Source organism: Aggregatibacter segnis ATCC 33393, from assembly GCF_900476035.1.
GTDB classification, from domain to species: domain Bacteria; phylum Pseudomonadota; class Gammaproteobacteria; order Enterobacterales; family Pasteurellaceae; genus Aggregatibacter; species Aggregatibacter segnis.
The window spans coordinates 199,771-220,465 of the sequence record NZ_LS483443.1 but is presented as its reverse complement, the minus strand read 5'-3'; the positions used below and the strand labels follow the sequence as shown (position 1 = coordinate 220,465).

Here is a 20,695-nt window from a genome sequence, read left to right as displayed (position 1 = left end):
GAAAAATGATTCGATTTGCAAATGTGAGTAAAGCGTATTTGGGCGGAAAACCGGCGCTGCAAGGGTTAAGCTTTCATTTACCGGTAGGCAGTATGACCTATTTGGTAGGGCATTCCGGTGCGGGGAAAAGTACCCTGCTGAAATTAATTATGGGCATGGAACGTGCCAATGGCGGGCAAATTTGGTTTAACGGTCACGATATTACCCGCTTATCTCGTCATGAAGTGCCATTTTTACGCCGCCAAATCGGCATGGTGCATCAAGACTATCGCTTATTGCCCGATCGTTCCGTCTTGGATAACGTGGCGCTGCCATTGATTATTGCCGGACAACATCCGAAAGATGCCAATAGCCGTGCGTTGGCAGCATTGGATCGTGTGGGATTGCGTGATCGTGCAAATCACTTGCCGGCACACTTGTCCGGTGGTGAACAACAACGCATTGATATCGCGCGTGCCGTGGTGCATAAACCGCAATTATTGTTGGCAGATGAACCTACCGGGAACTTAGATAGTGCACTCTCCTTAGAGATCTTCAATTTATTTGAAGAATTCAATCGTCTCGGTATGACGGTGTTAATCGCCACCCATGACATGGGCATCGTGCAACAAAAACCAAAACCTTGCTTGGTGCTTGAGCAAGGTTATTTACGCTAGGAGACAACATGAGTTTTCGTTTGAATTTCCCTTTTGGCGTGCAAAGTGTGTACGTGTTGCGTGCGGTGTTGGCGGACTTAATGAAACGTAAGTTTGCGACATTGTTAACCGTGTTGGTGATCGCCGTCTCTTTAACGATTCCGACCGTGAGCTATTTGCTTTGGAAAAATATTCATCACGCCACCACGCAGTTTTACCCCGAAAGTGAACTAACCGTATATTTACATAAAAACTTGTCGGAAGAGGATGCCAACTTGGTGGTGGAAAAAATCCGTCAGCAAGAAGGGGTTGAATCATTAAATTATATTTCTCGTCAGGAAAGTTTGAACGAGTTTCGCCATTGGTCTGGCTTTAGCGAAGAGTTGGACGTGTTGGATGATAATCCGTTGCCGGCGGTGGTAATGATTAAACCGACTAAAGCGTTTAACGAGTCGCAACAACGCAATGAATTACGGGAAAACTTGGACAAAATCAAAGGCGTGCAGGAAGTGCGTTTGGATAACGATTGGTTGGAAAAACTGACCGCCCTGACTTGGTTGGTGGCACATGTGGCCATTTTCTGTACTGTGCTGATGGCGGTGGCGGTTTTCTTGGTGATCGGTAACAGCATTCGCGCTGACGTTTACAGCAATCAATCGAATATTGAAGTGATGAAATTGCTTGGCGCCACTGATCAATTCATCCTGCGCCCGTTCCTTTACACCGGCATGATTTATGCCGCGCTCGGCGGTTTCTTCGCGTGTATTTTCAGTAGCCTCACCATTGGCTATTTCACCGGTGCGGTGAAATACGTGACTGATATCTTTGCCGTCAATTTCAACTTGAACGGCTTAGGATTGGTGGAATTCCTTTTCTTACTCGTGGTTTGCATCATTATGGGCTACATCGGCGCATGGTTATCGGCCACACGTTATATTCGCTTGTTGGATAAGAAAGGTTAGAGGATAAAAACACAAAAGAAAAAGACCGCACTTGATAAAAAGTGCGGTCTTTTTTGTTACAGTTTTTTAATGTTGGTGTGGTGTTGTATCAAAATGCGATTCATTGTTTCGTAATGCTTTAAAGGCTTGATAGACAACAGAGGCACCGCTTCGCAATATTAGTAGGCTTAAAATACTGCTGGCGACAAGGTCAACCCATTGCCAGTTTAGTAGCCATGCGCTTAATCCGGCGATAATTGCCACCAGAGAGCCAAACAGGTCAGCTAATACGTGTAAATAGGCGGCTTTGATGTTTAAGTTTTCATGATCGCCTTTCATCATTAGCCAAGCTACGAAAATGTTTACCAAGAGTCCAGTGATGGCAACACCTAGCATAGGCAACGCCAACATTGTCGTTGGGTATTGCCAACGTTCTGTCGCTTCCACCAAAATCCATATTGCCACCACAATCAGAGAAGTGCCATTTAACAGCGCGAACCTTTTTTGGTTTTGTGCATTTAAAAACAAAGCAATGAGGGCGAGGAGCAACGATAGGCTGTCATTTGCCATATGCCCGGCGTCAGCCATTAAGGCGAGGCTATTAAAATAATAGCCACCTAAAAACTCGATGATCATATAGCTGCTGATAATGACCAAACTGGTGCTTAAAATCTTTTTATTTGTTGGTGTATGAGCGTGTGAATGTTCGTGTTTGTGTTGATGTAGCATCTCGTTCCTTCCTTCCTTCCTTCCTTACTTACTTAATTTGTTTGAGTGCAGAACAGCTTAAAGCCCGTAGGGACTACGGGATCAAGTATTTTTTGTTAGAATGGTAAATATTTGGGGAGAGGAAGAAATGAAAGTCAATGAGCTGAGTAAACGTACCGGGATTCACTTAGAAACCATTCGTTACTATGAAAAACAAGGCGTCTTACCGGAACCAAAACGACAGGCTAACGGTTACCGATCGTATGACGAAGAAAGCATAACGCAGCTTATTTTTATTAAAAACTGCCGTACGCTAGGTTTTTCTTTAGAAGATATTAAACAACTCAATGCACTCAAATTTCACACTGCTAATCATTATTACGCTGACAAATTGGTGCTTAAGCAACTGACGCGGGTGGAAGAAAAAATTTCACAATTACAAGATATCAAAGCGTTTTTACAATCCATCGCCATTAAGGGAAAACATAGTAAGTCGGAATGCAAAGCCATAGCAGGGCTTCAGGCAAAAAGAAAGGAGACGGTTTAAATCATCTCCTAATAAAATATTACGCTTTGTTTTAGCTCATTTTTTGTTTCATAAACTCCCCCCTCCTTTCTCTCCATTTGCGAAAGTAAAGTGCGGTTAGTTTTGACTACGTTTTTAATTAAACAACATGAACGCCCAAGTTATCGCGACAATAACCAGGGCAACAAACACGGCGGCAGAACCTTGATCTTTGGCGCGGCCGGAGAGTTCGTGGCGTTCTGTACCAATGCGATCCACCACTGCTTCGATGGCGCTATTGAGCAGTTCTACCACCAAGACTAACAATACGCTGCCGATCATCAGTGCTTTTTCAACCGCATCATCACCAAGCCATAGGGCAAGTGGAATCATGAAAAGGCAGCAAAAAAGCTCGTGGCGAAAAGCAGTTTCATATTTGACCGCACTTTTTAAGCCTTGCATGGAATATTGAGTGGATTTGATTAAGTGGGTTAGCCCTGTCGTTTTGTCCATTAGGTTTTCCTTTGTTTATTGTTATTAGAGGCGTTTAGCTTCAATGACATCATCCAGTTTTTCCAAACGGGATAGAATCTTACTCAACATTTCCACGTTGTTGAGTTCAATTTGCATGTCGATGTTTGCCACTTGGCGTTTTGTATCCGTACGGGAAGACACGCCGAGTACGCTGATTTTGTCGTTTGCCAGCACGGTGGTGATGTCGCGTAATAAGCCGTTACGATCTGACGCCACAATGCGAATGTTGAGATGGAAGCCGTTAGAATAATTATCGCCCCAACGGGATTCGACTACACGTTCCGGGTGAACGCTTTGCAGCTCAAGGAATTGTTCGCAATCACAACGGTGAATAGAAATACCACGCCCCATGGTGATGTAGCCCACAATGCTGTCGCCCGGAATCGGTTGGCAACAACGTGCAATGTGGTGCATCAAGTTGCCGACGCCTTCGACGATAACGCAATCTTTACGTTCGGTTTTTTGTTGAGCGTTAGCTGCACTTTTGGTGCTGACGTGACGCAAGATTTCTTCATCCACTTCCTGTGCGGAAATTTTGATGAATTTGTTTTGCAGGAAGTTGATTAACGGCCCGATACGAATATCACCGCCGCCGATGCCCGCGTATAAATCATCGAGATTTTTTAGGTTGTAACGCGGCAAGGCTTGTTGTTCCACTTGTTTTAAGCTGATGCCCAAGCGGTTGATTTCACTTTCCAACAATTCTTTGCCGGCCGGAATGTTTTTGTCCCGATCCTGTTTTTTGAACCACGCGTGTATTTTTGCACGGGCTTTTGCCGTGTGGGTAAAGCCGAGATTCGGGTTAAGCCAGTCGCGGCTTGGGTTCGGGTTTTTCTGCGTGATGATATCCACCTGATCGCCCATTTGGAGCTGATAGGTGAACGGCACAATGCGTCCGCCCACTTTGGCGCCGATACAACGGTGACCAATTTCACTGTGAATGGCGTAGGCAAAATCCAGCGGCGTGGAGCCGGTTGGTAAATCCACGACTTCGCCTTTCGGTGTAAAGACATACACGCGATCATCGAACACTTGGCTGCGTAATTCCGCCATGACTTCACCGGAATCGGCAATATCGTCTTGCCACGCTAAGAGTTTGCGTAGCCAGGCGATTTTTTCTTCGTAGCCGTTACGACCGGCGCTGGCGCCTTCTTTGTATTTCCAGTGTGCCGCAACGCCCAACTCGGCATCATCGTGCATTTGTTGGGTACGAATTTGTACCTCGATCGGTTTGCCACCTTTACCCAACACTACGGTGTGAATAGATTGGTAGCCGTTCGGTTTTGGATTGGCAACATAATCGTCGAATTCTTTTGGCAGATGTTTGAAGTGGGTGTGTACAATGCCAAGTGCGGTGTAACAATCTTGCAATTTTTGCACGACGATGCGCACCGCGCGGACGTCATATAAGTCACTGAACTCTAAGTGCTTTTTCTGCATTTTTCGCCAAATGCTGTAAATGTGTTTCGGGCGACCATACACTTCGACTTGTGGGATATTTTCTTGTAAATAACCGGAAAGTTCGGAGACAAAATCGGCAATATATTGTTCGCGGTCAAGACGACGCTCTTTTAATAATTTGGCGATGGCGCGATATTGTTCCGGGTGCAGATAACGGAAACAGTAATCTTCCAGTTCCCATTTGAGCTGTCCGATGCCTAAGCGGTTGGCAAGCGGGGCGTAAATATTGGCACATTCTTTCGCGGCGAGGACGCGTTCTTCTTCTGTATAATTTTTTTCGGCATCACGCAAGAAAGCTATACGTTCCGCCAATTTGATAATCACACAGCGGAAATCATCTACCATGGCGAGCAACATTCGGCGCACGTTATCCACCTGTAAGCTGCTGGCAGAATGGGTGATGTTGAGTTGGCGGATATTGTCCATTTCGATAACACCGCGTACCAGTTTGCTGATATTCGCGCCGAAATCTTCTTCAATTTGGGCTAAATCCACTAGTTGATCGCGGACAATAGGGAAGAGCATGGCGGTGAACAAGCTATCGGCATCCATGTTTAAGCTGTTGAGGATTTCCACCATTTCCACGCCGAACGTCAGCAAATGGGCTTCTTCCTGCTGATGCTCGGCACGCAAGGTCATTTTCTGTTGCGAATAATGCCATGCCGTTATTAAGTTGGCTTTGACATTTTCCGCGACATTCAAATTAGCGCACCATTTTTCAATCTCAAAATCTTTAGGATTTAATAAATGAGATCCTCTCACAGCGACCATAACGAATCCTTATCTTTTTCGAAATAAACTTATCGACTCCAAATGACCGGTTTGCGGGAACATATCGATCATGGCGACTTTATCCAATTGGTAGCCTGCGTCACGCAAGATTTCCGTATCTCGCACGAGTGTTGCAGGATTGCAAGAAACATACAGAATGCTTTCAGCCTGTAACTGACAGAGTGCATTTAAAGCAAATGCCGCGCCTGTGCGTGGTGGGTCGAGCAAAATTTTATTGAAGGGTTGCTGCGCCCACGCTTGACTGATAAAGGGTTTATCCAAATCAGTCCGGTAAAATTGGACATTATGACAACCGTTTCGTTCGGCATTGGCGCGGGCTTTTTCCACCATCGCAGAAACACCTTCAATTCCTACCGCACTTTTTACTTTGCGACTTAGCGGTAAGGTGAAGTTGCCCATACCACAGAACAAATCTAACACATGATCCTGTGGATTAAGCTCCAACCAGTCTAACGCTGTTGCGATCATTTGACGGTTTAATTGTGCATTAATTTGAATGAAATCGCGAATATCAAATTGCAACGTGATGTCATCGCCCAAACGGTAATAAGGCTGTTCGCCATACCAATGTTCAATGCTGTCATGTTCTTGTACAAATAACATGAGTTGGTGTTGTTCGGCAAACCGTAATAATAAAGTGCGGTCGGTTTCACCGACGTTTTTTATATGGCGTAATAACATGGCGATGCCATTGTCTGCCGCAACAAGTTCAATATGCCCCAGCTGTTGTGGCATTGACCATTGCGAGAAAAGTGCGGTCAGTTTGGGCAATAAATCATTCAGCGGCTGTTCCAACACCAAACAATGTTCAATCGGAATAATTTGCTGTGAATTTTTACGCCGTAAGCCGATATTCAGTTTACGATTTTTACTGTCCAACAACACACTTAAGCGTACCCGACGGCGGTAATGCCAAGGTTCGCCTTGCAATAACGGCATGAAATGAATAGGCACCGGCTGTAAACGGGATAAGCGTTGAACCAATGCGGTTTGCTTGGCAGAACGTTGTAATTCAATAGGAATGTGTTGATTTTGGCATCCCCCGCATTGTTCAAAATAAACGCATGGCGGTGTTTGGCGCTGAGGACTTGGGCGTAAAATACGCTGCGCTACGCCTTGACCGTATTGGCGTTTTTCTTCCAATACGCGAACCTCTACGCTTTCTTGCGGCAACGCGTTTTCAATAAACCAGGTTTTGCCGTTGATTTTAGCCACACCTAAGCCTTGATAATCTAAATCAAGAATGTGTGCGGTGAAATTTGCGGTCTTTTTCTTTGGTTTGTTGTCGCTGTAAAGTAATGCCATGTTATTTTGAATATAAGCTGTGTTGGGTGAATAATTCTCGGCTTTTCAAGGGCTTGTCGCCTAAATACGGTTTTAATGCAATGCGCGTGAAGCGTTTGGCTGCCGATAATACAGAGGGTTCGTCAAATTGGGTTTGTTCAAAGGCCAATAATTCCCGCCCGTAAAAGGTTAAATTATCCTTGATTAAGGAAGCAATAAAGCCTTTTTCTTCGCGGTAACGATAGGTCATGTCCGCTTCCACGGCTTTACCGGAGCCGGCACAATGAGTGAAATCAATGCCATAGCCTAAGGTGCGCAAGAGTTGAAATTCAAAGGTGCGTAGCGCAGGCTCCACGTGAGTTTGTGATAAGGCTAATTGCGTTAAACATTGCAAATAGTGTTGGAACAATTGCGGATAGGCTGTTTCCGGTTCCAATACGCGGCAAATGAGTTCGTTTAAATAAAATCCGCTGTATAAGGCAACATTTTGTAAGGGTAAGGCAATGGCGGCAGGTTCTGCTTTGGTCAGGATTTTCAGGTCACCACGCCCGCTCCAACGTAGCAGGAGCGGTGTAAAGGGTTGTAGCACGCCTTTTAACATGGAGCGCTTTGCCCGTGCGCCTTTTGCCAATACGCTGATACGCCCGAAATCTTCGGTGAGTAAATCTACCAATAAACTGGTTTCGCTGTAAGATTTGCGATGTAGTACGAAACCGCGTTGCCAATTTTCGATGATGTCGCCCTTTCGTCGATAAAAAACCGGCATTTATTTTAGCAGATTTCCCACCGCACTTTGTGGGATTTTGTAGGCGATTTTAGAAGAAAAGGAAATGGAATATAACAGAATTGCTGCAAGGAGGATTTCGGAACAACAGGCAATAAAAAAGCAGGCTTTGACACCTGCTTTTTTGCTCAAATGTTCAATTAAGCTTTGGACATTGCCGCTACTTCTGCAGCGAAGTCGGTTTCCACTTTCTCGATACCTTCGCCCACTTCTAAGCGGATGAAGTTAGAGATGTCGGCACCTTTTTCTTTTAACAAATCGCCAACGGATTTAGACGGATCCATGACGAATGGTTGGCCAGTTAAAGAAACTTCACCGGTGAATTTCTTCATACGGCCTTCAACCATTTTTTCTGCGATTTCGCGTGGTTTACCGGATTGCATTGCGATATCCACTTGGATGTTACGTTCGTGTTCAACCACTTCAGCCGGAACGTCGCTTGGGTTAACGTAGTCTGGGCGGCTTGCTGCAACGTGCATTGCGATGTGTTTTAACAATTCATCGTCTGCACCTTTACCAGCCACTAATACACCGATTTTCGCGCCGTGTAGGTAAGAACCTACAACATCGCCTTCGATGTAAGCAACACGACGGATGGTCATGTTTTCACCGATTTTCGCCACTAATGCAGCACGTTTTTCTTCAAATTGTGCTTGAAGTTGTTCGATGGTTGCACCTTTGTTTGCTGCTGCGAAATCAGCCACTTCGTTGGCTAAACCTAAGAAGCCGGCATCTTTTGCTACGAAGTCAGTTTCGCAGTTCATTTCAACTAATACACCGAAACCATTTTGTACGCGAGCAAGGATAACACCTTCAGCTGCAACACGGCCTGCTTTTTTCGCCGCTTTTGCTTGACCAGATTTACGCATGTTGTCGATAGCTAATTCGATGTCGCCGTTTGCTTCAACTAATGCTTTTTTACATTCCATCATGCCTGCGCCGGTACGTTCACGCAGTTCTTTTACTAATGATGCTGTGATTTCAGCCATTTTAAAATCCTCTGTCGGTTAAAGTGCGGTGGAAAAAGACCACACTTTTAGCTCTAAAAAATACAGGGAGCTATTTAGCCCCCTGCTCATTAATTAATCGTCTGATTAATAAGGGCTTACGCCTTATCGCAATCGCCAGAATTATTCTGCGGCTTGCGCTAATTCTTCAGCAACCGCTTCTTCGTTACCACGACCTTCTTTGATCGCAGCAACAGCAGAAGAAAGATAAAGTTGAATTGCACGTGCTGCGTCATCGTTACCTGGGATAACGAAATCTACGCCGTCCGGGCTAGAGTTAGTATCAACGATAGCAAATACAGGAATACCTAAGTTGTTTGCTTCTTTCACTGCGATATGTTCGTGGTCTGCACCGATAACGAATAATGCATCCGGAAGACCGCCCATCTCTTTGATACCGCCAAGGCTTAATTCAAGTTTTTCCATCTCACGGGTACGCATTAACGCTTCTTTTTTGGTTAATTTGTCGAAAGTGCCGTCTTGAGATTGAGTTTCTAAATCTTTTAAACGTTTGATGGATTGACGAACTGTTTTCCAGTTGGTCAACATACCGCCTAACCAACGGTGGTTTACATAGTATTGTTGACAGTCTAATGCTGCTGCTTGCACTGCATCGGTTGCTGCGCGTTTGGTACCAACGAATAATACTTTACCGTTGTTGCTCGCAATGCGGGTTAACTCAGCTAATGCTGCGTTGAACATTGGAACGGTTTTTTCAAGGTTGATGATATGAACGCCGTTGCGTGGTCCGAAAATGAATGGTTTCATTTTTGGGTTCCAGTAACGAGTTTGGTGACCGAAGTGAACGCCTGCTTGAAGCATATCGCGCATAGAAACTTGTGCCATAATAATTTTCCTTTTGTTTGGGGTTTAGCCTCCACATATCCAGCCAATCGACCGTTTGGCACCCCGATTTAGCCTTTCTGATATGTGTGTGTTTTAGTAAATTGATTAAAAAATAAACGTTACTTTTAAACAGCAAAATAACGGCGTGCTTTATACCATAAAGTGCGGTGGGTTTCCAGCGGATTTTGCTGTGAGAGGAAAATTGACATAAAAACAGATAAAAAAACGACCGCACTTTAGGACGTAAAGTGCGGTCTGTTTTTGCGATGTTTTATTCCTCTTCTTTTTCCTTCGCTCTCAGAATGATTTCTTGGATATCGGCCGCCATTTTTTGATCGCATTCGCGGGCAATATCACGCATGAGCGGGTTTTGGAATAACCCCATGTTGGGATCATAAACCTGTGACATGAGGGCGACTTCATGGCGATCCGCATCAAAATAATAGTCGCCGATTTCTTTCACTAATTCCGGCTCCATGCCTAATGTTTCCAGCGCGCGTTTACCCGCACGCACGGCGGCATCGAAGGTTTCACGGATAATTTCGTCTGCGCCGGCTTCGTGTAAGGCAAAGGTGCTGAAACGGTCGTAAGCACGAGCAATGATTTTAATGTTCGGATTCACTTCACGAGCAAAGTGCACGATGTTTTCTGCTTGTTCTTTATTATTAATGGCGATGACCAATATTTCGGCTTGTTCTAAACCGGCAGCGATAAGAAATTCACGGCGAGATGCGTCGCCAAAATAGGATTTAATGCCGTATTCATTGAAGCCTTTGATCATGTCCGGGTTCAAATCAACAACGGTGGTGGCATAGCCGCTTAAGCGCAATAAGTCATTCACGATTTGACCAAAACGTCCCATGCCGACGATGAGAATCGGATGTTGTTCGTCGATTTCATCGGCAGGTAATTCTTCTGCAGTCGGTTTGGGTGCGAATTTTTCATACAAAACCAACATAATAGGCGTTAACACCATGGACAGCACAACGATTGCGGTCATGTTGGCATTGACGGTTTCATCAATAACTTTTTGGTTGAAGGCTTGAGCAAACAAAACAAAAGCAAATTCCCCACCTTGAGCCATGAGCAAAGCACGTTCCATCGCCGTTTTGTGTGTGCTTTTTGCTGCGCGGGCAACGAGATAAATACAGATACCTTTTGTCAGCATTAAGGCGAATACACCGATGCCAATTAGCATCCAGTTTTCAGCCACGACGGTGAGATTGAGTGACATTCCCACCCCGAGGAAAAATAGCCCTAACAATAAACCACGGAACGGTTCAATGTCTGCTTCCAATTGATGGCGGAAAGCCGATTCCGACAGCATGACACCGGCAACAAAAGCGCCCATGGCTTGTGATAAGCCCGCTTCTTCCATCAGTAATGCCGAGCCCAATACCACAAATAAGGCGGCGGCGGTCATCACTTCGCGAGCTTTGGAGTCGGCTAAAATACGGAATACCGGATTCAAAATGAAACGTCCAATAAGCACAAGCATAGCCAACGCAACTAAAGCGATTGTGGCGGATTCCCACCAAGATATGGTGCTTTCGGTTTCGAGTGGGGAAAGGTAGGTCACAATAGCCAGTAACGGCACGATCAGCAAATCTTCAAATAATAAGATTGATACCATTTTTTGTCCCGGGCGGGTGGACAGGCGTTTACGTTCTCCCAACACTTGCATCACGATGGCGGTGGAGGTAAGCACGAAACCGGAAGAACAAATAAAGGCCACCTCCCAAGAAATGCCGAATTGTACGGAAACGAGGGTCATTAACAGAGCGGATATCACCACTTGTAAACTGCCTAGCCCGAAAATTTGTTTGCGTAAGCTCCATAAATGGGACGGTTTCATTTCCAAACCAATCATGAACAGGAACATCACCACACCAAATTCTGCAATGTGCAAAATGGCGTGAGAATCGGTCACTAATTTCAACCCGAAGGGGCCGATAATTAAGCCGGCAGCTAAATACCCCAGCACCGACCCTAAACCGATGCGTTTAAATAATGGCACCGCCACAACAGCCGCACCTAATAACGTGACAACGCGAATTAAATCACCCGCCCCCTGAGCTTCCATCTTGTTCTCCCGAAATAAATGTTATAGCGATGAATATTAAAAAAGCTGCTTATTTTAGCGTTTTTTTCGGACAAATTGTTGAGGAAATAGGCAAATTTTTTGATAGGTTTAGTCAATTTTTTAAAGAACTTATCTCATCCTTTCTTTTGGGAAAAAATAAAGCCCGTATCAAACGGGCTTTTACTTTTCTGAACATTGATTAACGCTGAATCAAATAACGTAATTTTGTGCCATCTTGTTCCACGCTTAATAAAGTATAACCGTGGTTTTTAGTGTCCACCGGAATGTTGTTGATGGATTGTGCGCAGTCGCTTAACAATTCCAACACTTCCCCTTCTTTGAGTTCAGGCATGCTTTCTAACATGACGATGGCAGGATAGGGACAAGGCTCGCCCACGGTGTCGATGGTGTAATCCGGAACGATGTCTTTGGGATCTTTATCTAGTTTGTGTACAACGGTAAATGCCATAATGTGTTTTCCTTCTGTGAAATAAAAATAACGTCAAATCAAACCGCACTTTTACGCCTGTGCGAGAGCGGCGATTTTGGCTTTTGCTTTGGCAAGAAAGCGTTTTTCCCACCAGACGACAGCGATTAAGCAGACGATCAATAAACCGTAGTTCACCAATAATCCGCCGACCGGACCAAATTCTTTCAGTAAGTTCAGTTTTTCGTAGTCAAGCGCCAATGCCGGTGCCAAATCATCCCAAGCGTAGGCGAGATAGGTAGAACCGATAACGTTGCCGATACCCACCCACATAAAATGTACTTGGCCTTCCATCGCGCGGTACATCCAACCGGTTTCACAACCGCCGGCTAATACAATGCCGAAACCGAATAATAAACCACCGATAATCGCATTTGGACCCGCCCACATGATTTTTGCCGGAACGCCTAATTGAATGTAACTAAACACACCGATGGTGCCTGCAAGAATGCCGAAAATAATGGCTTTTGCCATGTAAGCGCGGCCGGTTACCCAAAGATCACGGAAAGCCGATGTGAAGCAGATTTGCGCACGTTCGATAAGTAAACCGAAAGCTAAACCGCATAGCATGGCGAAGCCCAATTTGACGGACTGAGTCATCACATAAAAGGAGGCGATGAGGTAAGCGAAGAAAACCATCATGCCGATCCAAAAACGGCGTTGCGCTCTTTTCGGATCGCTTTCTTGTAATTTCGCGGCGCCTTTTTTCAATTCCAATTTCACACGGAACATCGGTAATAAAGTGACTTTTACGCCGGCGTAAGTTCCAAGGGCTGTGGCAATGGTGAAAAACCAAGCGTGCACGGAAAATTGTGGAATGCCGGTAAATAACGAGGCAAGGTTACAGCCCATGGCTAAACGTGCGCCGAAACCGGCAATGGCGCCGCCGATTAAGGCTTGTACAATGCGGCGTTTATGTGGCTGGTTACGCCATTTCACGTTGTTTGCCCACAAGGCCGCGGAGATACAACCGGCAAACATGCCTAAGATCATCACGCCATCAACACGGGTGAAAATAGTGCCTTGCATACCGATGATTTTGTAGTAGCTCCAATTGGACACATCGATGCCCAAGGTTTGTAGTGCATGACCGCCCCAGCGGGTAAATTCGCCGGTGACCGCCCAATACGTACCGGTAATGCCGAAATAATAGGCCGAGATTAAACCGGCGGCGATAACGGCGATAACGGGATTCCAATATTTAATCAAATATTGTTGTTTGAACTGTTGTAAAACTTCGTTCATTTTTTATCCTATTAAGGTGAATGAAAGTATTACAAGGAAGGTATAACAATGAGAAAAGGCTCAAAAGAAGGGCTTTGTCATTTCCTATACACAAACTTGCGATATAAATGAAATTACAAATTAAATTTGCGGGCGCTAGTCTAAAGAATTATTAACATTTTTGCAATAATATTTGTGCGAAAAATGGGAAAAGTGCGGTGGATTTTTTTCAGGTTTTTACTTAGCTAGATAGGCTTTTAGGGCCGGCAGAATGTCTTGTCCGTCACGCACCCCTAAGTCATACATTGCCTGCACTTTGGCGACGTCTTTTTCAATACGGCGAATAGGCAGCGTAACAGAAGGGCGAATAACAAAAATCTCGCCTTGTTCGTTAAGACGAATGACGTCTTCCACTGCACGGTTATAGTCGGCATAGCGGTTGGTCAGGCGTTCGACCAGTTTTGGGTAACGGCGATAAAAAGCATTAAAAATCAGCGGATTGGTCGGCGTTTTGCGGTAATCCAATGGGCGGGTGAGAATGACGATGATTTTGTCGTAGCCCAACTGTTGGCAGAAACGCAACGGAATACTGTCTGCAATGCCACCGTCTAAATATTTCTTACCATTGATTTCCACCATTTTTGACACGAAAGGCATGGCGGAGGTGGCACGCAGGGTTTCCATTTGCTCAAAGGCATCGTGGATTTTCACATATTCCGCTTCGCCGCTTTCCACGTTGGTTAACACCGTGTAAAAGTCGATGCCGGAACGGGCGAATGCTTCTTGATCGAACACGTCCAATTCAAAAGGCAATTGATAGAAGGCAAAGTCTTTGTTGACGATATTGCCCGTGGTGAACAGGCTGTGCCAGCCCATGTAGCGTTTGTCGTTGAGGTATTTTTTGTTGTAGCGCAGTACACGCCCTTTTTGTTTAGAAGGAAAATTCACACCGAATAATGCACCGGCGGACACGCTTACAATGCCGTCAATGTGAATCTGTTCATCGAGGAAAACATCCAACACGCCGGCGGTGAACATCCCGCGCATAGCGCCACCTTCCAATACCAATCCGACTTTCATTAGCTTAACTCATAAGGCAAGGGTTGCATATCGAGCAAGGTTTGGCAGTTCGGCAAGCGGAATGCCTGACCTTCTTCCAACGGCGTATTTAACACGGCCTGCAACCACAAAACGCCGTGAAAATTGACCGCACTTGTGATGGTGCCTGTGGCTCGCCAGTTGTCGCCGAGTGCCATTTCTAGGGCGGAACCGATTTCCGGCAGACTTTGCGTTCGTGCCGCGAAAATAAAGAGGGCGCGTTTATTGGCGCCACGATATTTGGCGCGCGCCACGGTTTCCTGCCCGATGTAACAACCCTTGTGGAAGGAAATCGCCTGTTCGACACTTTGCAGGTTTAACGCTTGCGGAATAAATTCTAGTTGGGTCGCTGCCGCTAAACCAGGCACGCCATCTTGAATATCCAATAAATCCCAAGCTTCTGCTTCAACAGTAGGTTCGAGGGCTAAGTAGGTCGGGTTGAGTAAAATCACCCGCGGTTGTTGCCCATTTATATCAATGCGAATTTGTGCAGAAAATTGACCGCACTTTTCGATGCCTTTTGTGCCGGCTGCGCCGAGAATTTGCCAATCTAACAGCGTGAAAGTGACTTTGGAAAACACCGCATATTTTTTCAGTTGATCCAGCGCCGATGGCAATAACGCACTTTTTAACAGCATATAAAAGGTCTGTTCATCTTGACGAATTAAACGGAACAGCGCGCTCATTTTGCCTTTCGGATCGCAATGGGCGGTAAGAGTGGATTCGCCAACAGCTAACTTAGTGACATCGCAAGTAAGCTGTCCCTGCAAATATTTTTCTGCATCCGTGCCCACAATTTCAATCAGTGAGTAGTGTGTTAACGGGCAAATAATGTCGTCTTGTTGTGCCGTTAAAAGGGAATAGGCCATCGTACTTTCCTCAAAAATATCAATCAATTACTCAAGATTTTGAATTTGTTCGCGCATTTGCTCGATGAGCACTTTCAGCTCAATGGCGGAATTGGTCACATCGACATTAATGGATTTAGACGCCAAGGTGTTGGATTCGCGGTTGAGCTCTTGCATCATGAAATCCAACTTGCGTCCCACCGCACCGCCTTTTCGCAGAATGTTTTGCGTTTCTTTGACATGTAATTGCAAACGATCTAATTCTTCGGCGACATCAATGCGTTGCGCCAACATAATCAACTCTTGTTCTAAACGTTGTGGATCCGGTTGCAGCTGGACTTCTTCAAAGCGTTGCAACATACGCTCGCGTTGCCATTGTAAAATCTCCGGCATTTTGGACCGCACTTTTTGTTGTTCTTCATGGATGGCTTCAAGGCGTTGTGTCAGCAACGTATGGATTTTCTCCCCTTCGCGCTGACGCATAGCGATAAATTCACTCACAACCTGTTCAAAGGCTGCCAATAGATCTTGGCTGATTAAATCCACGTCTTGCTCCGGCACTTCCACCACGCCCGGGTAGCGTAATACATCGGTTAAATTGAGTTCACCTTCGCCCGCTTGCTGTTTTAGCCATTGTAAAGATTGCAATACTTGCGTGGCGAGTTCTTGGTTAATGTGTAATTCGGCGGCAGTTTGTTTTTTATTATCAATACGCAGGGTACATTCGATTTTGCCACGAGTGAGTTTTTGACGCAGGGTTTCGCGTAAGGTGTTTTCTAAACTGCGGAATTGTTCCGGCAGGCGGAAAAAGGTTTCTAAATAACGTTGATTAACCGAACGGATTTCCCAAACTGCGTTTCCCCAGTCTTTTTTAATTTCTAAACTGGCGAATGCCGTCATGCTATAAATCATAATAATTCCTTCATTTTTAGGCGCTAAAATTTGCGTGCTATTGTACTGCCAAATTTCGTTTCTGTCAGTTTGCGTGCTAAAATGGCGCGATTTTTTATTGCTTAACGAGGAATTTTTCATGCGTCCGAATCAACGTGCCAACCACCAAACCCGCCCAATTAAAATCACCCGTCATTACACTAAACACGCGGAAGGTTCCGTGCTGGTGGAATTTGGCGATACCAAAGTGTTGTGTACTGCCACCGTGGAAGATGGCGTGCCGCGCTTTTTAAAAGGACAGGGACAAGGTTGGGTCACGGCGGAATATGGCATGTTGCCACGTTCAACCCATAGCCGTATGCAACGTGAAGCGGCAAAAGGCAAACAAGGCGGTCGTACCTTGGAAATTCAACGTTTAATTGCCCGTTCCTTACGCGCCATGGTGGATTTGGAAGCCCTTGGTGAGCGTTGTGTGACCTTAGATTGTGATGTGATCCAAGCGGACGGCGGTACACGTACCGCCTCCATTACCGGCGCTTGCGTGGCGTTATGTGATGCGTTGAACGGTTTAGTGGCAAACGGCACATTAAGCAAAAATCCATTAAAAGGTTTGGTGGCGGCGATTTCTGTCGGCATCGTAAACGGCGAAGCAGTATGTGATTTGGAATACGTAGAAGATTCCGCTGCAGAAACAGACATGAATGTGGTCATGATGGAAGACGGCCGCATGATTGAAGTGCAAGGCACCGCAGAAGGCGAACCGTTCAGCCATGAGGAATTATTAACCTTATTAGATCTGGCCAAACAAGGCTGTGAGGTCATTTTCCAAACCCAACGTGCGGCATTGGCAGAATAAGGATAGGAAGATGGAAAACTATAAACAACAGTTTATTGAATTCGCCCTTGCCCGTCAGGTTTTAAAATTTGGCGAGTTCACCTTGAAATCTGGTCGCATTAGCCCTTATTTTTTTAACGCAGGTTTGTTTAACCAAGGTGCCGATCTTGCCCGTTTAGGTGAATTTTATGCGGCAGCCTTGCAAGATGCCGGTTTGCAATACGACATGATTTTTGGCCCGGCGTACAAAGGCATTCCCATTGCCACCGCGGTATCTATTGCGTTATTTAACCGCTTTGACATCAATAAACCGGTATGCTTTAACCGCAAAGAAACCAAAGATCACGGCGAGGGCGGCAATTTAATCGGTAGTCCGTTGCGCGGCAAGGTGTTGTTGGTGGATGATGTGATCACTGCCGGTACGGCAATTCGTGAATCCATGCAAATTATTCAAGCCAATGAAGCGCAATTAAGTGCGGTATTGATTGCCTTAAATCGTCAAGAACGTGGCAATGGCGAGCTGTCTGCTATTCAAGAAGTCGAGCGCGATTACCAATGCGACGTGTTATCCATCATTGATTTTGCCGATTTGATGGCGTTCATTGAAACTCAACCGGAATACCAACAATATTTACCGGCAATGCGCGCTTATCGTGAGCAATACGGTATTAAATAAAGCGAAAGTGCGGTTGTTTTTCCACGCGTTTTTCAATTTGCTGAGAAAATCCACCGCACTTTTTTGACCCTAACGGAGCGACAATGAATTTTATTGGGAAATTTTTAGGTGCCTTAATCGGCTTTCGATTGGGCGGTTTTTTTGGCATGTTGGCCGGTGTGTTTCTAGGGCATCTTGCGGATAAAAAACTGTATGAACTGGGCACAGTCAATTCTTCTTTCTTCAAAACGAAAACCACCCGTCAGTTACTGTTTATGCAAACCACCTTTGCGGTGTTGGGGCATTTAAGCAAAGCCAAAGGGCGCGTCACGGAAAATGACATTCTATTAGCGACTCATTTAATGGATCAAATGCAACTGGACGATGCCGGTCGTCGTTTAGCGCAAGAGGCATTTAATCGTGGCAAACAGACAGATTTTCCAATTCGTCAGGTGATTCGTGAATTTCGTCTTGGTTGCGGACAACGTGCAGATTTATTACGGGCGTTTTTATCTGTGCAAATTCAAGCCGCCTTTTCTGATGATCATTTACATGATAATGAAAAAGACGTGCTGTTTATTGTTGCTGAAGAACTGGGCTTATCTCGTGTTCAATTTGAGCAAATGTTGGCGATGGAAATGGCGGCGCGTCACTTTGCACGCGGCGGTTTTTATCAACAAGGCGGCTACTACGAGCAACATTCCGGCTCCCAAGGTGGCTATCAACAGCAATCTCAATCTTCTTCCGGCCCAACCTTAAACGATGCTTATCAAGTGCTTGGGGTCAGCGCGACAGACGATCAGCCCACAGTGAAACGTGCCTATCGTCGTTTAATGAATGAAAATCATCCGGATAAATTAGTGGCAAAAGGGTTGCCACCGGAAATGATGGAAATGGCGAAAGAGAAAACCCAGCAAATTCAAGCCGCATACGACTTGATTTGCAAAGCCAAAGGTTGGAAATAACCTTTGCGCGTCATTTTAGCCCCGATGCAGGGCGTGCTTGATCCTCTCGTGCGTCAATTATTAACGGAAGTGAACGATTACGATTTGTGCATTTCCGAATTTGTCCGCGTGGTGGATCAACGCCTCCCACCGAAAGTCTTTTATCGTCTTTGCCCTGAATTACTCCAACAAGGCTGTACGCCAAGCGGTACGCCGGTACGTGTGCAACTGCTTGGACAACATCCGCAATGGCTGGCGGAAAATGCCGAACTTGCCATTCAATTAGGTTCCCACGGCGTTGATTTAAATTGTGGCTGTCCGTCGAAAACCGTGAATGGCAGCAACGGCGGCGCCTCTTTGTTAAAGCAACCGGAACTTATTTACCAAGCCACCAAAGCCATTCGTCAAGCCGTTCCACCAGAACAGGCAGTGACTGTTAAAGTGCGCTTAGGCTGGGATTCCACCGACTTTGCTTTTGACATTGCGGATGCGGTGCAACAAGGTGGCGCGACAGAAATTGCGATTCACGGCCGCACCAAAGTGGATGGCTATCGCGCTGATCGTATCAACTGGCAAAAAATTGGTGAAATCCGGCAAAAACTCCATATTCCTGTGATCGCTAATGGCGAAATTTGGCGTTGGGAAGATGGGCAACGATGCTTAGAAATGACCGGCTGTGAAGATTTAATGGTTGGTCGTGGGGCGCTTAATATGCCTAATTTAAGCCGTGTGCTAAAACATAACGATGCTCCGTTAAGCTGGTCTGAAATCTTGCCGATTTTGCGCAAATACGCCACATTAGAAAATTGCCACGACAGCGGTTTTTACCACGTGGCACGCATTAAGCAATGGCTACAGTATTTAAAATACGAATATGAAGAAGCCACCGCGTTGTTCGAGGTGGTGAAACGGTGCCATGATGGAGATGAATTAAGAGCGTTATTGGAAGCGTACTTGGGCTAGCTTCCTGTTTGAAAAATAACTGAAAAATGCACCGCACTTTTTAACTCATATGCTCATTAATAGCGCTTTTTTACCTACAACGTAAATTACAATCGCCATAAAGCCAACACTTATTCGCCATAAAACAAGCCCGTGCCATATAAATAAACGTCAACCTTATCTCCTACACACAACTCAATTCCATGGTGTTCCTCTAATTCAATTTCGAAGCCATTTATTTCAATTTGAATCGCCGTTATTTTGCCTTTGAATTCCACGTGGTGGACGATGGCGTTAAAAAGTGCGGTGGAATTTTGCGGTGTTTTTGACAAACAGAATTGTTCTGGACGGAGAAGTAGCGTGCCGCTTTGTTGCCCTTGGCTTTTGTCTATGACGGCAATATCACCTAATTGGCAATGCGCCGTTGAAGGTGAATTTAAGGTTGCCGGCAACACAATGCTTTCGCCGATAAAGGTGGCAGTGGAAAGGTGTTTTGGCGACCAATAAAGCGTACGTGGGTTGGCAATTTGTAAGATTTCTCCATTTTGCAACACTGCGATTTTATCGGCATAACGCAAAGCCTCGTCACGATCATGGGTGACGAAAATGGCGGAGGTGCCACTTTGGCGCAGTGCTTGCAACATATCATGACGGATTTGTTGGCGAAGGTGTTCATCTAAGGCACTGAACGGTTCGTCTAATAAAATCAGTTCAGGATTTGGCGCAATGGCGCGTGCCAAGGCGACACGTTGTTGTTGCCCACCGGAAAGTTGGTGTGGAAAACGGTCGGCGAGTGCACAAATGCCGGTAAGCGCCATGACTTCGTCAATGCGTTGTCGTTCTTCCGGGGAGCGACCTTTGCCATCGCCCAACCCGTAAGCAATATTGCGATACACATTCAAGTGTGGAAATAACACGCCTTCTTGCACCACATAACCTAGCCGACGCTGTTGCGGTGGAATATTGCAATTTGCGCCAAAAATCAACCGCTCTTTTAGGTAAATTTCACCGTTATCAGGTTGTTCAAAACCGGCAATAGCACGTAGCAAAGTCGTTTTTCCACAGCCGGAAGCACCGAGTAAAAACAAGATTTCGCCACTATGCAATTCAAGGGAAATATCACGTAGCACATGTGTCTGCCCGAAATGTTTATTGAGGCAGTGGATTTGGAGGAGTGGTGTTGTTTGCATA

Annotated in this window: 21 protein-coding genes; 7 read left to right on the top strand and 14 right to left on the bottom strand. The window is 45.6% G+C overall.

Annotated elements, in window-relative coordinates; translation table 11 throughout:
- Nucleotides 1–5: 5 nt before the first annotated feature.
- Nucleotides 6–656, top strand: coding sequence for a cell division ATP-binding protein FtsE (ftsE, locus tag DQN58_RS01105; RefSeq protein WP_006719495.1), 651 nt, complete (start codon nt 6–8; stop codon nt 654–656).
- A gap of 8 nt (nt 657–664) precedes the next feature.
- On the top strand, nt 665–1,597 hold the full coding sequence (ftsX, locus tag DQN58_RS01100; protein ID WP_006719494.1) for a permease-like cell division protein FtsX: 933 nt from the start codon (nt 665–667) through the stop codon (nt 1,595–1,597).
- Between the two features lie 66 nt (nt 1,598–1,663).
- Here ftsX and DQN58_RS01095 read toward each other — a convergent pair whose 3' ends face one another.
- Entirely contained in the window at nt 1,664–2,305 is a 642-nt protein-coding gene (locus tag DQN58_RS01095; protein WP_006719493.1) for a cation diffusion facilitator family transporter, read from the bottom strand.
- 127 nt (nt 2,306–2,432) lie between these two features.
- Here DQN58_RS01095 and DQN58_RS01090 point away from each other — a divergent pair, with 127 nt between their 5' ends.
- Complete coding sequence (locus DQN58_RS01090) at nt 2,433–2,831, top strand: MerR family transcriptional regulator (protein WP_032998000.1); 399 nt, start codon at nt 2,433–2,435, stop codon at nt 2,829–2,831.
- A 114-nt stretch (nt 2,832–2,945) separates the two neighbouring features.
- Here DQN58_RS01090 and DQN58_RS01085 read toward each other — a convergent pair whose 3' ends face one another.
- From DQN58_RS01085 to DQN58_RS01025, 12 genes are all read right to left on the bottom strand, one after another.
- Nucleotides 2,946–3,302: a diacylglycerol kinase gene (locus DQN58_RS01085; protein ID WP_006719487.1), complete on the bottom strand. Its 357-nt coding sequence runs from the start codon at nt 3,300–3,302 to the stop codon at nt 2,946–2,948.
- A 24-nt stretch (nt 3,303–3,326) separates the two neighbouring features.
- Nucleotides 3,327–5,555, bottom strand: a complete 2,229-nt coding sequence (relA, locus tag DQN58_RS01080) for a GTP diphosphokinase (protein ID WP_006719486.1) — start codon at nt 5,553–5,555, stop codon at nt 3,327–3,329.
- 9 nt (nt 5,556–5,564) lie between these two features.
- Complete coding sequence (gene rlmD, locus DQN58_RS01075; protein WP_006719485.1) at nt 5,565–6,881, bottom strand: 23S rRNA (uracil(1939)-C(5))-methyltransferase RlmD; 1,317 nt, start codon at nt 6,879–6,881, stop codon at nt 5,565–5,567.
- A 1-nt stretch (nt 6,882) separates the two neighbouring features.
- The gene (recO, locus tag DQN58_RS01070; protein ID WP_006719484.1) at nt 6,883–7,626 is read right to left on the bottom strand and encodes a DNA repair protein RecO; all 744 of its coding nucleotides are present in this window, start codon (nt 7,624–7,626) and stop codon (nt 6,883–6,885) included.
- Nucleotides 7,627–7,784: 158 nt separating this feature from the next.
- Nucleotides 7,785–8,633: a translation elongation factor Ts gene (tsf, locus tag DQN58_RS01065; RefSeq protein WP_006719481.1), complete on the bottom strand. Its 849-nt coding sequence runs from the start codon at nt 8,631–8,633 to the stop codon at nt 7,785–7,787.
- A gap of 141 nt (nt 8,634–8,774) precedes the next feature.
- Complete coding sequence (gene rpsB / locus DQN58_RS01060; RefSeq protein WP_006719480.1) at nt 8,775–9,497, bottom strand: 30S ribosomal protein S2; 723 nt, start codon at nt 9,495–9,497, stop codon at nt 8,775–8,777.
- A gap of 271 nt (nt 9,498–9,768) precedes the next feature.
- The gene (locus tag DQN58_RS01050) at nt 9,769–11,580 is read right to left on the bottom strand and encodes a monovalent cation:proton antiporter-2 (CPA2) family protein (protein ID WP_006719479.1); all 1,812 of its coding nucleotides are present in this window, start codon (nt 11,578–11,580) and stop codon (nt 9,769–9,771) included.
- A 199-nt stretch (nt 11,581–11,779) separates the two neighbouring features.
- Nucleotides 11,780–12,049 (bottom strand): sulfurtransferase-like selenium metabolism protein YedF, encoded by a 270-nt coding sequence (gene yedF / locus DQN58_RS01045; protein ID WP_006719477.1) that lies wholly within the window; start codon nt 12,047–12,049, stop codon nt 11,780–11,782.
- Between the two features lie 51 nt (nt 12,050–12,100).
- Nucleotides 12,101–13,312 carry a selenium metabolism membrane protein YedE/FdhT gene (gene yedE / locus DQN58_RS01040; RefSeq protein WP_006719476.1) on the bottom strand — a complete coding sequence of 404 codons (1,212 nt, stop codon included), beginning with the start codon at nt 13,310–13,312 and terminating at the stop codon, nt 12,101–12,103.
- A gap of 216 nt (nt 13,313–13,528) precedes the next feature.
- Nucleotides 13,529–14,371 (bottom strand): patatin-like phospholipase family protein, encoded by an 843-nt coding sequence (locus DQN58_RS01035; RefSeq protein WP_006719475.1) that lies wholly within the window; start codon nt 14,369–14,371, stop codon nt 13,529–13,531.
- Nucleotides 14,371–15,258, bottom strand: coding sequence for a CAF17-like 4Fe-4S cluster assembly/insertion protein YgfZ (ygfZ, locus tag DQN58_RS01030; protein WP_032997999.1), 888 nt, complete (start codon nt 15,256–15,258; stop codon nt 14,371–14,373). Before ygfZ ends, DQN58_RS01035 begins: the two co-directional genes overlap by 1 nt.
- A gap of 27 nt (nt 15,259–15,285) precedes the next feature.
- On the bottom strand, nt 15,286–16,149 hold the full coding sequence (locus DQN58_RS01025) for a YicC/YloC family endoribonuclease (protein WP_032998201.1): 864 nt from the start codon (nt 16,147–16,149) through the stop codon (nt 15,286–15,288).
- Nucleotides 16,150–16,267: 118 nt separating this feature from the next.
- On the opposite strand from DQN58_RS01025, the gene rph reads away from it, so the two are divergent.
- From rph to dusC, 4 genes are all read left to right on the top strand, one after another.
- The gene (gene rph, locus DQN58_RS01020; protein WP_006719470.1) at nt 16,268–16,984 is read left to right on the top strand and encodes a ribonuclease PH; all 717 of its coding nucleotides are present in this window, start codon (nt 16,268–16,270) and stop codon (nt 16,982–16,984) included.
- A gap of 10 nt (nt 16,985–16,994) precedes the next feature.
- Complete coding sequence (gene pyrE / locus DQN58_RS01015; protein ID WP_006719468.1) at nt 16,995–17,639, top strand: orotate phosphoribosyltransferase; 645 nt, start codon at nt 16,995–16,997, stop codon at nt 17,637–17,639.
- Between the two features lie 83 nt (nt 17,640–17,722).
- Nucleotides 17,723–18,583 carry a co-chaperone DjlA gene (gene djlA, locus DQN58_RS01010; RefSeq protein WP_006719466.1) on the top strand — a complete coding sequence of 287 codons (861 nt, stop codon included), beginning with the start codon at nt 17,723–17,725 and terminating at the stop codon, nt 18,581–18,583.
- A gap of 3 nt (nt 18,584–18,586) precedes the next feature.
- Nucleotides 18,587–19,525: a tRNA dihydrouridine(16) synthase DusC gene (gene dusC / locus DQN58_RS01005; RefSeq protein WP_006719464.1), complete on the top strand. Its 939-nt coding sequence runs from the start codon at nt 18,587–18,589 to the stop codon at nt 19,523–19,525.
- Nucleotides 19,526–19,635: 110 nt separating this feature from the next.
- On the opposite strand, the gene DQN58_RS01000 is transcribed toward dusC, so the two are convergent.
- Nucleotides 19,636–20,694, bottom strand: a complete 1,059-nt coding sequence (locus tag DQN58_RS01000; protein ID WP_032997997.1) for an ABC transporter ATP-binding protein — start codon at nt 20,692–20,694, stop codon at nt 19,636–19,638.
- Nucleotide 20,695 lies beyond the last annotated feature (1 nt).

Coding starts and splice junctions, on each gene's coding strand:
- DQN58_RS01095 (WP_006719493.1), bottom strand. CDS start 2,305: ATGCTACATCAACACAAACACGAACATTCACACGCTCATACACCAACA.
- djlA (WP_006719466.1), top strand. CDS start 17,723: ATGAATTTTATTGGGAAATTTTTAGGTGCCTTAATCGGCTTTCGATTG.
- tsf (WP_006719481.1), bottom strand. CDS start 8,633: ATGGCTGAAATCACAGCATCATTAGTAAAAGAACTGCGTGAACGTACC.
- rph (WP_006719470.1), top strand. CDS start 16,268: ATGCGTCCGAATCAACGTGCCAACCACCAAACCCGCCCAATTAAAATC.
- yedF (WP_006719477.1), bottom strand. CDS start 12,049: ATGGCATTTACCGTTGTACACAAACTAGATAAAGATCCCAAAGACATC.
- relA (WP_006719486.1), bottom strand. CDS start 5,555: ATGGTCGCTGTGAGAGGATCTCATTTATTAAATCCTAAAGATTTTGAG.
- DQN58_RS01000 (WP_032997997.1), bottom strand. CDS start 20,694: ATGCAAACAACACCACTCCTCCAAATCCACTGCCTCAATAAACATTTC.
- DQN58_RS01025 (WP_032998201.1), bottom strand. CDS start 16,149: ATGATTTATAGCATGACGGCATTCGCCAGTTTAGAAATTAAAAAAGAC.
- ftsE (WP_006719495.1), top strand. CDS start 6: ATGATTCGATTTGCAAATGTGAGTAAAGCGTATTTGGGCGGAAAACCG.
- recO (WP_006719484.1), bottom strand. CDS start 7,626: ATGCCGGTTTTTTATCGACGAAAGGGCGACATCATCGAAAATTGGCAA.
- DQN58_RS01085 (WP_006719487.1), bottom strand. CDS start 3,302: ATGGACAAAACGACAGGGCTAACCCACTTAATCAAATCCACTCAATAT.
- ftsX (WP_006719494.1), top strand. CDS start 665: ATGAGTTTTCGTTTGAATTTCCCTTTTGGCGTGCAAAGTGTGTACGTG.
- pyrE (WP_006719468.1), top strand. CDS start 16,995: ATGGAAAACTATAAACAACAGTTTATTGAATTCGCCCTTGCCCGTCAG.
- ygfZ (WP_032997999.1), bottom strand. CDS start 15,258: ATGGCCTATTCCCTTTTAACGGCACAACAAGACGACATTATTTGCCCG.
- yedE (WP_006719476.1), bottom strand. CDS start 13,312: ATGAACGAAGTTTTACAACAGTTCAAACAACAATATTTGATTAAATAT.
- rpsB (WP_006719480.1), bottom strand. CDS start 9,497: ATGGCACAAGTTTCTATGCGCGATATGCTTCAAGCAGGCGTTCACTTC.
- DQN58_RS01050 (WP_006719479.1), bottom strand. CDS start 11,580: ATGGAAGCTCAGGGGGCGGGTGATTTAATTCGCGTTGTCACGTTATTA.
- DQN58_RS01035 (WP_006719475.1), bottom strand. CDS start 14,371: ATGAAAGTCGGATTGGTATTGGAAGGTGGCGCTATGCGCGGGATGTTC.
- DQN58_RS01090 (WP_032998000.1), top strand. CDS start 2,433: ATGAAAGTCAATGAGCTGAGTAAACGTACCGGGATTCACTTAGAAACC.
- rlmD (WP_006719485.1), bottom strand. CDS start 6,881: ATGGCATTACTTTACAGCGACAACAAACCAAAGAAAAAGACCGCAAAT.